Genomic DNA, 13,284 nt, shown 5'->3' with positions numbered 1-13,284 from the left:
GGTCACTCCGCTGTCTTTTGTACAGGTCCGCATTGTCACTGTCCGAAGCTTAACGCGCGCTTAAGCGTTACTTAAGCTGCAAATCGTGAAAATCGCTCCTCATCCGGACGCGCCACCGCTTGAACACACGCGTCCGCCTCTTTTCCGCGAGGAGCAGGACTTGCCTATTCCCCAGTTTCACTCACGACTCCGTGTGCCTGCATCCGGGTCGTTACGGCTTCGGTTACGGCTTCCACTACGTGCCCTCGTGCCCGTTTGCGCCGCGCTGCTCGCCGGTTGCACGTGGTATCACCGCGAGCCTCTCGCGCCACACGACACGTCGACGTCCGTCGCCACGCTCGAGCGCATCCAGATCGATCCCGCGACCATGCCGCTGCCCGAGCTGGCGGCTCACCGCTTCGATCCGTCCGACGGACTCGACATAGAGGAAGTCGCGATGCTGGCTGTCGCGAACAACCCCGATCTGAAGCTGACCCGCGACGATCTCGGCATTGCCCACGCGCAGGCGTTTTCCGCCGGCTTGCTGCCCGATCCGCAGTTGAGCATCTCCAGCGACTATCCAGGCGCCGAGGGCCTCACGCGCGCGTTCAATTATGGCTTGAGCATGGACGTCATGGCGATCGTGACGCGCGGCGCCAACAAGGCCTCGGCGGATGCGACCTATGTGAAGACCGACCTCGGTCTGCTATGGCAGGAATGGCAGATCGTCGCGCAGGCGAAGCAGCTGTTCCTGAAGGCGCGCTTCCAGGACGAAACGCTTCCGCTGCTCGAGCAGCAACGCGAACTGTCCCGCACGCGATACGAACGCATGGCCCAGGCGCAGCGCGAAGGCAATCTCACCGAGGACACCCTCACCGCCGCGCTCACGTCGTACAGCGACGCGCGCAAGCAGTTCACCGATGCCGAACGCGCCGCCGAACAGACCCATCACGATCTGAATGCGCTCCTCGGCCTCGCGCCCGACGTGCAGCTCACGCTGACCAGCGACAACGACAGCGCCCCCGTCGACGACGCCACCATCGACGCCGCGCTCACGACGCTGCCGAAGCGCCGCCCCGACCTGCTCGCGCTGCAGGCGGGTTATGAAGCACAGGAGCAGAAATACCGCGCCGCCGTGCTGTCGCAGTTTCCGGGCCTGTCGGTGGGCTTCGTGCGTGCGCGCGACACCTCGAACATCTATACGAGCGGCTTCCAGATCAACCTGAGCCTGCCGGTTTTCAACCGCAACCAGGGCAATGTCGCGATCGAAAAGGCCACGCGCCAGCGCCTGCGCGACGAGTATCAGGACCGGCTCAACCAGGCATACGCCGACGTCGCGCACATGCGCGCGGACACCGCGATCCTGACGCGTCAGCTCCAGCAGACAGAAGCCGCGTTACCCGATGCCGATCGCGCCGCTCACCACGCGCGGCAGGCGTACGGGGACCACAACTTCACGCTCGGCGCCTACGTCGATGCGCAAAGCGCGGCACTCACCAGACGCGTCGACGTCGCCACGCTGCGCGAATCGCTCGCTGAAGAGCGGATCGCGCTGCAGGCGCTGCTCGGCGCCGCGATTCCCGACGCTTTTTCTTCCGACCAGACTTTCACCGAAAACCATGCGAACTAATCGCCTCACGACGCGGGCACAGCGCGCTGCCGTCTGCGTCGCCCTTGCGTCCCTCTTCGGGATGCCGTCCGCTCACGCCGACGGCGACCCCGTCGTCAGCGTGCAGACCGCTCAGGTACATCGCGACACGATCGCGCAGCCCGTGCGCGCGTACGGTATCGTGGCCGCTTCGGCCTCCAGCGTGACGACCCTCAATCTGCCCTACGTCGCGCGCGTCACGCAGATGCGTGTGCAGGCCGGCCAGCGCGTCACACGCGGCATGCCGCTGGCCGTCGTGCAGGCCGATCCGGCAGCGGTGCTCGCCGCGACGCAGGCGAAGAGCGCGCTCACGCTCGCGCAGGGCGAAGTCGCGCGCACGCAATCGCTCTTCGACAAGGGTCTCGCGACACAGTCGCAACTGGCGACGGCGAGGAAAGCCGCGCAGGACGCGCAGCAGGCGCTCGCCGCGCAGGACCAGATGGGCGTCGGTCCCGGCGCACGCACGGTGAACTCGCCGGTGGACGGCGTCGTGCTGCAGGTGTCGGTTGCGCAGGGCGACCAGGTGCAGCCGGGCGCCGCGATCATGCAGCTCGCGGCCGGCGACAGCGGCAAGGACGCGCGCGCCAACGTCACGCTTGGCGTCGAGCCTTCGGATGCGGCCTCGATCCACGCGGGCGATGCGGTGACGTTGCATGGCCTGTCCGTTGCACTCGCGAAATCGGCGGTACCCGGCCGCGTCGTGATGGTAGGCGCCTCGGTCGATCCGCAAAGCCAGCTCGTGAATATCGGCGCGAACGTGCCGCTCGGGCAAACCGCTTTCATTCCCGGCACGCGTGTGAGCGCGGACATCGCGACGAACACGGGCACGCACTGGATCGTGCCGCGCAACGCCGTGCTGAAGGACAGCCATGGCGACTACGTGTTCCAGATCACGCCCGCGAAAACGGCGCATCGGGTCAACGTCGTCACGCGTGTGGAAGACAACGGCCGCTATGGCGTCGACGGCATGATCGACGGCACGCTCCCGCTCGTCGTCTCCGGCAACTATGAGCTCACCGACGGCATGGCCGTAAAGACTGACGGCAAGGCAGACGGGAGCGCCGCGCGATGAATTTCGGTCAATGGATGCAACGGCATCGACGTTCGCTGCTGTTCGTGATCGCGCTGCTCGCGATCGCGGGCGCGCTCACTGCGTTTCGCCTGCCGATCTCGCTGTTTCCGAACGTCGCGTTTCCGCGCGCGGTGGTTTCGCTCGATGCCGGCGACCGCCCCGCCGAACAGATGACGACGCTCGTCACGATGCCCGTTGAAGAAGCGCTGCGCCGCGTGCCGGGCGTGCGTGACGTCGAATCGAAAACAAGCCGCGGCACGGCCGAAATCTCGATCAATTTCGACTGGGGCACGGACATGGCGCAGGCCACGTTGCAGGCGCAGTCGGCGATCAGCGAGATTCTGGCGACGCTGCCGCCGGGCACGTCGATGCAGGTTCGCCGGATGGACCCGACGGTGTTCCCGGTGCTGGCCTACAGCCTCACCTCGAACCAGCAGTCGCCGTCGGCACTTCACGATCTCGCGCAGTTCCAGATGCGTCCGCTGCTGTCGTCGGTCGAAGGCGTGGCGCGCGTCGATATCACCGGCGGCGCGCAGGACGAATTCGAAGTCGCGATCGACCCTGCCCGGCTCGCCGCGTACAAACTCTCGCTCGCCGACGTGTCGAAGGCGATCGGCGCGAGCAATGTACTGATGGCGACCGGCCGTATCGAAGACCACGACAAGCTGTATCTCGTGATCGCCAACACGACCGTCACGCAGATCGCCGAACTGAAGAACGTGGTCGTCTCGGCGAACGGCGCATCACAGGTTCGTCTTGGCGACGTCGCCAGCGTGCAGCAGGGCGTCGTGCCGCAATGGATGCGCGTCACCGCCGACGGCCAGGACGCCGTTCTCGTCAACATCTTCCAGCAGCCAGGCGCGAACAGCGTCGCGATGGCGAGAGCGATCCGCGCGAAACTCGCGGACTTTCAGCATCAGATGCCGCCCGGCGTCCATCTTGCGAACTGGTACGACCAGAGCGAACTCGTCATCGCGTCCGCAACCAGCGTGCGCGACGCGATCATGATCGGCGTCGTGCTCGCGGCATTCACGCTGTTCGCGTTCCTGCGCAACTGGAAAATCACGGCGATCGCGGTCGCGCTCGTACCGGTCGTGATGGCCGCGACGATCCTGCTGCTCGACGTGTTCGGCATGGGCTTTAACATCATGACGCTCGGCGGAATGGCGGCGGCAGTGGGCCTCGTGATCGACGATGCGATCGTGATGATCGAGCACATCGTCAGACGCATGCGCGAAGCCGGCGCGCACAGGTTTCACGGCCGTGTCATGACGGCGGCGCTCGAATTCACGCGGCCGCTTGCCGGATCGTCCGCGGCCACGCTGATCATTTTCGTGCCGCTCGCGTTTCTGTCCGGCGTCACGGGTGCGTTTTTCAAGGCGCTGTCGATCACGATGGCAAGCGCGCTGTTCATTTCGTTCCTCGTCACGTGGCTGGCGGTGCCGATCCTGTGCGACCACTGGCTCAAGCCGAAAGACGCCGAGGAGCACCGCGAATCGCGCTTCGCACTATGGATGAACCATCGTTACGCGTGGCTGATCGAGCATGTCACCACGCGCCCGCTGCTGGTGCTCGTCGGACTGGTTCCACTCATCGTGGTCGCTGCATTTGCATTTACCCGCGTCGGCAGCGGCTTCATGCCGACGATGGACGAAGGCGGTTTCGTGCTCGACTATCACACGGAACCGGGCACTTCGATCACCGAGACCGACCGGCTGATGCGGCAGGTCGAAACGATCATCCGCGCGAATCCGAACGTCGCGACGTATTCGCGTCGTACTGGTGCGGGTCTTGGCGGCGATCTTCAGGAACCGAATCGCGGCGACTTCTTCGTGCGGCTCAAATCGGGCAGCCGCGAACCGATCGCAACGGTCATGGAAGAGATCCGCTCGAAGATCGAAACCCAGGTGCCCGGCGTCAGCATCGAACTGGCACAACTGATGGAAGATCTGATCGGCGACCTCACCGCGGTGCCGCAACCTGTGCAGATCAAGATCTACTCCGACGATCAGGCGACGCTCGACGCCACCGCAAGAAAAGTAGCCGCGAACATCGGCAAGATTCAGGGTGTGGTCGATGTGAACGACGGCATCAATCCGGCCGGTGACGCACTGGAACTGCACATCCGGCCCGACGCGGCCGCGGCGGAAGGCATGGACCCGCAGTCGATCGCGCAGGCGGTGTCTGACATGGTGCAAGGTAGCGTCGCGACGCAGTTCCAGAGCGGCCCCAGAACCGTCGGCGTGCGCGTACGGGTTGCCGGCGCGCTCACGCTTACCGATACGCAACTCGGCGAGTTGCAGATCCGCGCGCCGGACGGCCATCTGTTCGCGCTTAAACGCGTGGCCGACCGCGTGACCGTGACGGGACAGCCCGAGATCAGCCGCGACAATCTCAAGCGCATGGTTGCGGTCACGGCACGGATCGACGGCCGCGACCTGGGCTCGACCATCGCCGATGTGCAGAGGACCCTGGCCGATCCGGATCTTTTGCCGAAGGGCATGTATTACGAACTGGGCGGCCTGTATCAGCAACAACAGATCGCGTTCAAGGGACTGCTCACGGTGTTCGGTGCGGCGGTCGCGCTGGTGTTCGGCCTGCTGCTGTTTCTTTACGAACGCTTCCGCGTCGCGATCGCCGTCATGGCCATGCCGCTGCTGGCGACGGGTGCCGTTTTCATCGGCCTGTGGGTGACCGGCATCGAACTCAACATTTCCGCGATGATGGGCATGACGATGATCATCGGTATCGTGACGGAAGTGGCGATCTTCTACGTGTCGGAACTGCAGGGGCTCGTGCGCGATGAAGGCGTGCCGTTCGAAACCGCGCTGGTTCAGGCGGGACGCAACCGTCTGCGGCCGATCGCGATGACGACGATCGCCGCGATTCTCGCGTTGCTGCCACTTGCATTCGCGCTCGGCCAGGGTTCGGCGATGCAGCAGCCGCTTGCTGTCGCGATCATCTCCGGGCTGATCGTGCAATTGCCGCTGGTGCTTTTGCTGCTGCCAGTGCTGCTGCAACTGCTGATGAAGCAACGCAAGCCTGCTGAAGGAAAACCTTCGGAACCCGTTTGATCTGGCGTAGTGCAGGCGGACCCGCTAAAGGGTCCGCATTTGTACTTTCGGTTATCGCGACATCCACAGGCAAAAAAAAGGGCGCCACACGGCGCCCCTTCTTTTCACATCAAGCGAAACGCTCAATGACGCGAATACAACGAGTGCCCGGCTACGTCATGGGAAACGCTGGCCGGCTGACCCGATTGCTCTGAACCATTTGTCGCGGGACCGTAATCGACATTCCCCGCCGGTGCGACGTTAGACGCGACTGCATGCGCGGACCGGTCGAACCGCGGGTAATGCACTTTCGACTGATGCAGCTCACCAGACTGCTCTGCCTGCACGAGCTGCGCGCGAACGGTATCACGGGTGACCGGATAGTTGCCGCCATCCTGAGCGAACGACACAACGGGAACAATCAGCGCACCTGCGACGACAAGCGATGAGATAAGGGCTTTCATGCGAGTTCTCCTTGAACATGACCGCCCGGATAATCCGGACGATACATGCGACAGGATAAGGAGCGAATCCTTAACTAACCCTTAGACGTCATGGCGAAACAGAAACTTCCAGAACCCGAAGGTTGACTGGAAGTTGTGACCCTGAAATAACGCTTACGACCTGACCCTAACCTTAAACCACTGCGTCGTTTTAGCTTAAGCGATGCTTAAAACGCGTGTGGATGGCGGTCGCGGGTTCAAGCTGGTTTTTTGCACCCGAGGCGCGCCTCTTTCATGACATCGGGGAAACGTTGCTGAAAACACTAGCTTGGCATCGCAACAGCGCCACCGGCAAAGACTTCGCGCGGCTCTTCTTCGCGAAGGATGTAGCCAAGACCGCGCAAGGTCATGATTCTCGCGCTCGAATGGGCAAGGTGCTTGCGCAGGCGGTGAATGTAGATATCGATCGCATCGGCGCTCGGCTCGTCGTCGAGGTTGAAGACGCTGTCCATCAGCGCCGCCTTCGAAACCGTCTTGCCCTGTCTGAGAATCAGCGTTTCGAGAATCGCGTGCTCGCGACGGCGTAACGGTAACGGTTCACCGTGCAGCATGAACTCGCGCGTGTCGAACAGGTAGTGCAGATCGCCGCAGTCGAGATGCTGTCCCTTGTCACCCGCAGCCTGCCGCCGTATCAGCGCCTTGATGCGCGCGACCAGCTCGCGTGCATCGAACGGCTTGACGACGTAATCGTCCGCGCCCGCCGAGAAACACGCGACCTTGTCGTCGGTCGAGCCGTTAGCGGTCAGCATCAGCACGGGCACGGTGTCGCGCTTGCGGCGCAGACGTGCAAGCACATCCTTGCCGCCGATGCCGGGCAATCGCAGATCGAGCAGCACCGCGTCGTAGTGCTGCAGGCCGAGCAGCGTTTCGGCGCGTTCGCCGTCCTGGGCCCAGTCCAGTGCGAAATTCTCGACCTGCATGAGGTTGATCACCCAGCGCGCGAGATCGGCGTCGTCTTCGACAAGCAGCAGCTTCATGTCTCTTCCTTCGTGCTATCCGCGCGTGGCGCGGCCTGCCATGGACGCATCTCGACGGTCGCCACGAGACCGATGCCCTTCTCGCCTGATTCAAGCACGACGGTACCGCCCTGCCGCAGCGCGATCTCACGCACGATCGGCAAACCGAGGCCGGTGCCGTCCGCGTGGCTCGACGCGCGATAGAAGCGTTCGAAAACGCGTGCCTTCGCGTCAGCCCTGATCCCCGGGCCATTGTCGATCACGCGCAGGATCACGCAGTCCGGTGAACGGTGCGCCTGCACGGTCACGCGGCCGCCCGTCTGCGTATAGCGCAGCGCGTTGTCCACCAGATTGGTGACGAGCGCCGTGGTCAACGCTTCGTCACCGGTGACGTACAGGCTGTCCTCGAGCTCCGCCCCCAGGTCGATCTCGCGCGCCTGCGCGAATGCGATCAGTGCTTCGAGCACGCTGGCGATCAGCGCGACCAGATCGACGCACTCTTCCGTGTGGGACGGCGCCGCCGATTCCGCCTGTGCGAGCAACAGCAGCTTGTCGGTCAGCGTCGTCATCCTGCGGCTGCTCTTGTGCATGCCGGCAAGCGCTTCGGTTAGCCGCGCGTCACGGCTTTCACATTGCCGCGCGAACTGGATCTGTGCGTCGAGCAGCGTGAGCGGCGTGCGCAACTGATGCGCGGCGTCGGAGATGAACTGCCGCTGCATCACGGTCTGCTGGCCCATGCGCGCAATACACTGGTTGATCGCATCGACGATCGGGCGCAGTTCGACGTGAAGCCGCGCGACGCGCAGCGGTTGCAGCTGCGACGGATTTCTGTCGGCAACGTCGTCCTTCACCTTCATCAACGGCCGTAGTTCGAACGTGAGTCCAAGATAGACAAAGACCATCGCCAGCAGCAACGTCAACACCTCGCCGAAAAGCTGCGGACGCAGCAACTGCCAGACCATCGCATCGCGCGAGGCCTCCGTCTTCGCGACGGCAACGACGACTTCCTCCGTGCGTCCCGAGTCGTACAGCTGACGCACGTAGGCCGCGGCGCGCACGGGGCGGCCGTCGTCGAGACGCGTTGAATACAGCACAGGGACGGGATCCATGCCACGTGGCAACGGCAGTTCGGTGCCGCCCGCAAGCAGCTGGTGCGCGCTTGTCTCGACGCGGTAATACACACTGTCTTGCTCCGGCGATTCGAAGAGTTCCAGCGCGGCGGGGGGAATCTGCACCGCGACCGAGCCGTCATTCCAGTCGATGTCTTCGCCGATGATCCGCATCGACGAAGCAAGCGCGTTGTCCTGCACGAGATCGGCTGTCGCCATTGCGTTGCGAAACGAGATCACTCCCGATATCGACACGAACGCCGCCAGGGGCAGCAGCAGCCACCACAACAGCCGGCCGCGCAGGCTTCCCGGAAACACGGCGCGGCGTTCCTCCCTGTCTGTCGCGCGCGCAGCGGGGCGCAGGCGCGCGGCGGACGCCGCCATGGCTGCGCCGACGATTCGCCCGGCGTAGCCGAAGGCGTGGTTCATTGCGTTGTCTCCGATCTGTCCCGGGGCGGGTTGGCGTCTTTCAGACGTTTTTCCCGGGCAGTCTAGCCGCGCGAACCCTTCTCAATGCTTTCGCGCTTCCATATTTCGCGCGTAATCCGGGTTTGTCCTGAGTGCGAAAACGCCCTTGCGGCAACGATTTGCCCGCCGCCCGGCTTCAATCCTGCTGCCTGATCCGCGAAATCGCGCGCAACGCCTCGGGCGTGGCAGTACCGAATCCAAAGAACTCAAGATAAGCCGGGATCATTTCGAACAGCATGTCGGTGCCGACCTGCACAGGGCATCCCTTGTCCTTCGCCGCGCGCAGAAGCGGCGTGTATTCGGCCTTCATCACGACCTCGCCAACGAACGTGGTGGGTGCGATGCGGTCGATGTCGAACGGCATCGGATCGCCGTCTTTCATGCCAAGCGGTGTCGCGTTGACGATCAGATCGAAGCCCGCTGGGTCTCTGGAACCCGTGGTCACGACAAGTTGCGGATAGTGTTTGCGCAGACGGTCCGCAAGCGCCTCGACCGATGCTCCGGCCGTGTCGAACAGCGCCATTTCCGCGACGCCCGCGCCGGCGAGCGAAGCTGCAATCGCCGAACCCACGCCGCCGCTGCCGAGCACCAGCACGCGCGCGCCCTTCAGCGCACGCCCCTTGCGCTCGACCCCGCGCACGAAGCCCGCGCCATCGAACTGGTCGCCGAGCAGCGTGCCGTCCTCGCGCTTCAGGATCGCGTTGCAGGCGCCCGCGATGGCGGCGGTCGGCGTCACTTCGTCGACGAGGCTCACCGTCGTGACCTTGTGCGGCATCGTGACGAGCGCGCCGCGGATATTGGACATGCGAAACAGCAACGGAAGAAACGCGACGTAGTCCTCGGGCTTCACGCCCATCGGCATCACGATGGCATCGATGCCGTTTTTCTCGAACCATGGGTTATAGATCAATGGCGCCTTGAACGCCTCCGTCGGATAGCCGATGTGTGCAACAAGCGTCGTTTTTCCGCTGATCATCGCGGTGCTCCTTGAAGATGGGTCGTGCTGGATCTCAATGCTAGCAGGCCGCACATCGCCGGGCGGCCAGACGGTTCAGGCGCGTTCGTAATGCACAGCGAGCCAGAACGTCGGTTCGCCTGCGTCCGTCCACGCCACGCGATGCCGGCAATGCGCGGGAATCCGCACGTAATCGCCAGGCTGCATCATGTGTGGCCGCACAATGTCTTCAGAGGGTGTTTCGAATTCGAGCGCGGCGGCGCCCGCGATGAGCAGAACCCATTCTTCGTGAGGGCTGTCGTACCAGAAGCCCTCCGGGCTCGCCTGCCCTGTCGAAATGATTCGCTCGATACGCAGCCCTGTGCGATCGATCAGCGTGTCGAACCGCTCGTCAGGACCCGTGGGTCCCGCCACGTCGAACAGATTGCCGGTCTCGGGTTTCATCGCCTGCGCCTCTTCATGGGCCACAACTCAAACCATCGGCTTGAGGCCTTCGAGCAGCGTTGGAACCAGTTCGCTGATGGTGGGGTGTATGTGCATCGCGTGCATCAGCGTGGTGTACGGTGCGCCGGCTTCGATGGTATCGATGAACGTATGAATCGCCTCGTCGCCGTCCACGCCGAGAATCGTCGCGCCCAGAATCTGCCTTGTACCGGCATCGACGAGCGCCTTCATGAAACCCGCGGTCTCGCCTTTTTCGCGCGCACGTCCGACGCGCGACATCGGCAGCGTCGCGATGAGCGCCTTGCGCCCCGACCTGCGCACGTCGGCTTCCGACATCCCCACGCGCGCAAGCGGCGGATCGACAAATACCGCGTACACCATCGTGCGGCCGTCGACGCTGCGTCGCTCGCCCGTTCGCTGCGCATCGATCACGTTGGCCGCGACGACCTGAAAGTCGTGATACGACGTGTGCGTGAACGCACCGCGTCCGTTGACGTCGCCGATGGCCCACACGCCAGGCACCGAGGTCCGCAGTTCGCCATCGACAGGAATCATGCCGTGTTTGTCGACCGCGATGCCCGCGGCCTCAAGACCGAGATCGTCGGTATTCGGACGACGTCCTGTCGCGAAGAGCAGATGCGAAGCGTCGAGCGCGGGCGTATCGCCCGAAAAATGAATGCGCACCGCGGTGCCTTCGCCGTCCTCGTAACCGGATGCCTCGAGTCGCGTGGGTTCGGCGTGAAAGCAGAACTCGATGCCTTCGCGCACGAACACATCCTGCACGGCCTTCGCAAAATCCGCGTCTTCGCGGCTCAGCACACGATCGCCGCGCACGATCACCGTCACGCGGCTGCCAAAGCGCCGGAACACCTGCGCGAATTCCAGCGCGATATAGCTCGCGCCGACGATCACCAGATGTTCCGGCAACGTCGTCAGCTCAAGCAGCGTCGAGTTCGTGAAATAGCGGATGTCGTCGATGCCGGGCAGCGCCGGCACGACCGGGCGAGTGCCGGTGTTGATGAAAATCTCATCGGCTTCGAGATCCTGATCGGGCTGGCCGTCGCGTCCTTCGACGTGCAGCGTGTGCGGACCCGTGAAGCGCGCGTGGCCGTTAAAGACGCTTACGTTAGTCGCGCCGCGCAGCCACTTTTCGACGCCGCCTCTGGACTGCCCGATGATCTCGTCCTTGCGCGCCTTCACGCGCGCGAGATCGACCGTGATGTCGCCCGTGATCTGGACGCCGTACGCGGCCGCATGGCGCGCCACGTGGGCGGCGCGCGCGCAGGCGACGTACGCCTTGGTCGGCGTACAGCCCACGTTCACACAGGTGCCGCCGAACGCCGCACGTTCGATGACGGCGGTTTTGCGGCCGCTTTCGCCAAGCCGCACCGCCAGCGGCGAGCCGCCCTGCCCGGTGCCGATCACGATAGCGTCGAAATGCTGGGGCATGGCAGACCTCCGGAAGCCGGTAAGGGGTCGTGCCATCTTACACGTGACTTTTCCGCTGTGCGGTTTCGGGGGTCTTTAGCGCGGGTGAAGCGTCGAGGCGCGATTCAGCGGGCGGTCAGCCTTCGCAGTGGACGTGGCAGATCAGTTCGCGTGAGCGCTCGAGTGCGGCCTTCGCGCCGCGCGTAGCGACGACAAACCCCACCTGGCTCAGGTTGAAATCGTGCGACACCATGAGCTGCATGAGCGACACCATCGGCAACACCACGGCCGGGTGATAAAGCTGGCGTTCGATCAGGTCTCTCATGTCCACTCCGTTGCCCGTGTGCGTCTGGGCACTGCATCCAATGTGTCGATGGAAGCAATTCTAGAGGGGACACGCCCACGGATAAATGCACGAAACGCGAAGTCACTTGTCGGCGGATACGAACAATCGGCAAGCCCCGGCGGCCCGGATCGGGCCAAAGCCGGGGTTTCCAGCCCGGAATTCAGCCCGCGCGGCGTGCCCGTACGGCGGCGGCGAGCCTGTCGAGCACGGGCGCGGTCTGCGCCCACGAAAGGCATGCGTCCGTGATCGACACGCCGTAACGCAGCGGCACGCCGGGTTTCAGATCCTGACGCCCTTCCTCGAGATGGCTTTCAATCATTACACCAATGATGCGGCGATCGCCGGCCGAAAGCTGTGTGGCCAGATCTTCCGCGACGTCCATCTGCCGCAGATGCGACTTGCCGGAATTGGCGTGCGAACAGTCGATCATCACCTGCTCGCGCAATCCCAGTTCGCGCAGCGCCGAGCAGCTCGCCTCGACGCCCGCGCGGTCGTAGTTCGGGCCCTTCTTGCCGCCGCGCAGGATCACGTGCGCGTCATCGTTGCCGCGGGTTTCGAAGATCGCCGCCATGCCCATCTTCGTCATGCCCATGAACGCGTGGCTCGCGCGGGCCGCGACGATCGCGTCGGCGGCCACCTGAACGCCGCCGTCGGTGCCGTTCTTGAAGCCGATCGGGCAGCTCAGGCCGGACGCCAGCTGGCGATGGCTCTGGCTTTCCGTCGTGCGCGCGCCGATCGCGCCCCACGCGATCAGGTCGGCGATGTATTGCGGGCTCAGCAGGTCGAGAAATTCCGTCGCGGTGGGCAGGCCGAGGCTGCTGATGTCGAGCAGCAGTTCACGCGCGCGGCGCAGCCCCTCGTTGATGCGGAAGCTGCCGTCGAGTTGCGGGTCGTTGATGTAGCCCTTCCAGCCGACCGTCGTGCGCGGCTTTTCGAAGTAGACGCGCATGACGACGAGCAGATCGTCTTTTAACGCGCCGGCGGCCTCCTTCAGACGATGCGCGTAATCCATCGCCTGCTGATGATCGTGGATCGAACACGGGCCGACGACGGCCACGAGGCGGTCGTCACGGCCGTGCAGAATGTCCGCGATCGCCGAGCGGCTCCGCTCGACAAGCACCTGGACGTCCGGCGGAACCGGCAGTTCGTCCTGCAGCAGCGCCGGAGAAATAAGGGGGCGGACGGCGCCGATGCGGGTGTCGTCGATGCGGGTGGTGTCCTGCGTCGAGTCGGCGCGGCCGGCTTCCTGATCGTGTAAGGGGTTGTCCAGGCGGCTCAAGATAATCTCCGTAAGGCGGGTTGCGACAGGGCAGACGGCAAACC

Annotated in this window: 11 protein-coding genes; 3 read left to right on the top strand and 8 right to left on the bottom strand. The window is 64.2% G+C overall.

What is annotated here, in order from left to right:
* The first annotated feature begins 247 nt into the window (after positions 1-247).
* The 3 genes from LPA37_RS00405 to LPA37_RS00395 are packed head-to-tail and all read left to right on the top strand — an operon-like array spanning position 248 to position 5,773.
* A complete protein-coding gene (locus LPA37_RS00405; RefSeq protein ID WP_228975812.1) occupies positions 248-1,609 on the top strand; it encodes a TolC family protein in 1,362 nt (453 codons plus the stop codon).
* A complete protein-coding gene (locus LPA37_RS00400; RefSeq protein WP_228975815.1) occupies positions 1,599-2,699 on the top strand; it encodes an efflux RND transporter periplasmic adaptor subunit in 1,101 nt (366 codons plus the stop codon). Before LPA37_RS00405 ends, LPA37_RS00400 begins: the two co-directional genes overlap by 11 nt.
* Complete coding sequence (locus LPA37_RS00395) at positions 2,696-5,773, top strand: efflux RND transporter permease subunit (RefSeq protein ID WP_229011001.1); 3,078 nt, start codon at positions 2,696-2,698, stop codon at positions 5,771-5,773. The genes LPA37_RS00400 and LPA37_RS00395 overlap by 4 nt, the downstream gene beginning before the upstream one ends.
* 122 nt (positions 5,774-5,895) lie before the next feature.
* Here the strand turns inward: LPA37_RS00395 and LPA37_RS00390 are convergent, their stop codons facing one another.
* The 8 genes from LPA37_RS00390 to LPA37_RS00355 all read right to left on the bottom strand — a co-directional run bounded on the left by LPA37_RS00390 (position 5,896) and on the right by LPA37_RS00355 (position 13,240).
* A complete protein-coding gene (locus LPA37_RS00390; RefSeq protein WP_228975822.1) occupies positions 5,896-6,216 on the bottom strand; it encodes a DUF4148 domain-containing protein in 321 nt (106 codons plus the stop codon).
* Positions 6,217-6,518: 302 nt separating this feature from the next.
* On the bottom strand, positions 6,519-7,232 hold the full coding sequence (locus LPA37_RS00385) for a response regulator transcription factor (RefSeq protein WP_228975825.1): 714 nt from the start codon (positions 7,230-7,232) through the stop codon (positions 6,519-6,521).
* The gene (locus tag LPA37_RS00380; protein ID WP_228976096.1) at positions 7,229-8,638 is read right to left on the bottom strand and encodes a sensor histidine kinase; all 1,410 of its coding nucleotides are present in this window, start codon (positions 8,636-8,638) and stop codon (positions 7,229-7,231) included. The genes LPA37_RS00385 and LPA37_RS00380 overlap by 4 nt, the downstream gene beginning before the upstream one ends.
* A gap of 286 nt (positions 8,639-8,924) precedes the next feature.
* Positions 8,925-9,764, bottom strand: coding sequence for a shikimate dehydrogenase family protein (locus tag LPA37_RS00375; protein ID WP_228975827.1), 840 nt, complete (start codon positions 9,762-9,764; stop codon positions 8,925-8,927).
* Positions 9,765-9,839: 75 nt separating this feature from the next.
* Positions 9,840-10,187 carry a cupin domain-containing protein gene (locus LPA37_RS00370; protein ID WP_228975829.1) on the bottom strand — a complete coding sequence of 116 codons (348 nt, stop codon included), beginning with the start codon at positions 10,185-10,187 and terminating at the stop codon, positions 9,840-9,842.
* Between the two features lie 27 nt (positions 10,188-10,214).
* Entirely contained in the window at positions 10,215-11,636 is a 1,422-nt protein-coding gene (locus LPA37_RS00365; protein ID WP_229010999.1) for an FAD-containing oxidoreductase, read from the bottom strand.
* Between the two features lie 115 nt (positions 11,637-11,751).
* The gene (locus LPA37_RS00360) at positions 11,752-11,940 is read right to left on the bottom strand and encodes a hypothetical protein (protein ID WP_228975834.1); all 189 of its coding nucleotides are present in this window, start codon (positions 11,938-11,940) and stop codon (positions 11,752-11,754) included.
* 181 nt (positions 11,941-12,121) lie between these two features.
* The gene (locus LPA37_RS00355; RefSeq protein ID WP_324251707.1) at positions 12,122-13,240 is read right to left on the bottom strand and encodes a 3-deoxy-7-phosphoheptulonate synthase; all 1,119 of its coding nucleotides are present in this window, start codon (positions 13,238-13,240) and stop codon (positions 12,122-12,124) included.
* Between the last annotated feature and the right edge of the window lie 44 nt (positions 13,241-13,284).

The sequence above is a fragment of the Paraburkholderia gardini genome (assembly GCF_907164545.1).
GTDB classification, from domain to species: Bacteria; Pseudomonadota; Gammaproteobacteria; order Burkholderiales; family Burkholderiaceae; genus Paraburkholderia; species Paraburkholderia gardini.
This window is presented reverse-complemented; position numbering and strand designations above follow the sequence as displayed.

What these genes read in the sequence shown, in the direction of transcription:
- LPA37_RS00400 (WP_228975815.1), top strand. Translation starts at nt 1,599, where the DNA reads ATGCGAACTAATCGCCTCACGACGCGGGCACAGCGCGCTGCCGTCTGC.
- LPA37_RS00395 (WP_229011001.1), top strand. Translation starts at nt 2,696, where the DNA reads ATGAATTTCGGTCAATGGATGCAACGGCATCGACGTTCGCTGCTGTTC.
- LPA37_RS00390 (WP_228975822.1), bottom strand. Translation starts at nt 6,216, where the DNA reads ATGAAAGCCCTTATCTCATCGCTTGTCGTCGCAGGTGCGCTGATTGTT.
- LPA37_RS00385 (WP_228975825.1), bottom strand. Translation starts at nt 7,232, where the DNA reads ATGAAGCTGCTGCTTGTCGAAGACGACGCCGATCTCGCGCGCTGGGTG.
- LPA37_RS00375 (WP_228975827.1), bottom strand. Translation starts at nt 9,764, where the DNA reads ATGATCAGCGGAAAAACGACGCTTGTTGCACACATCGGCTATCCGACG.
- LPA37_RS00370 (WP_228975829.1), bottom strand. Translation starts at nt 10,187, where the DNA reads ATGAAACCCGAGACCGGCAATCTGTTCGACGTGGCGGGACCCACGGGT.
- LPA37_RS00365 (WP_229010999.1), bottom strand. Translation starts at nt 11,636, where the DNA reads ATGCCCCAGCATTTCGACGCTATCGTGATCGGCACCGGGCAGGGCGGC.
- LPA37_RS00360 (WP_228975834.1), bottom strand. Translation starts at nt 11,940, where the DNA reads ATGAGAGACCTGATCGAACGCCAGCTTTATCACCCGGCCGTGGTGTTG.